Annotated in this window: 1 protein-coding gene; it reads right to left on the bottom strand. The window is 71.5% G+C overall.

Annotation, left to right across the window (positions count from 1 at the left end; genetic code table 11):
* The coding region (locus ACFPMG_RS31680; RefSeq protein WP_376999776.1) for a hypothetical protein at window positions 1-369 on the bottom strand (369 nt) is incomplete at both ends.

The following is a 369-nucleotide window of genomic DNA, read 5'->3' on the forward strand; positions in this document are numbered from 1 at the left end:
CCGTTCACCGTCCCGTTGAAGGTGATCGTGCCGTAGCCGGCCTCCACCGCCGTGGTCCCGGCCAGCGTCGTCGCGCCGTTGAAGGTGATCGCGCTGTTGGTCGAACTGTAGGCGCCGTTGAGCGTCGTGGTGGCGCCGTGGGTCTGGGCGCCCGTGGTGGTGACGTCGAGGAGACTGACCGTGGCGCCCGCGTTGGTGGTCAGGCTGGCCAGCGCCGTCGTGCCGCCCACCGCCGCGTTGAACTGTGTGGCCCCGCTGCCGTTGATGACCAGCGCCTGGGCGCCGTTCACCGTGCCGTTGAAGGTGGCCGTCCCGGCGTTCACCGTCGTCGCCCCGCCCAGCGTGGCCGCGGCGTTGGTGGTGACGGTG

The organism is Azospirillum himalayense, from assembly GCF_042657465.1.
Classification (GTDB): domain Bacteria; phylum Pseudomonadota; class Alphaproteobacteria; order Azospirillales; family Azospirillaceae; genus Azospirillum; species Azospirillum himalayense.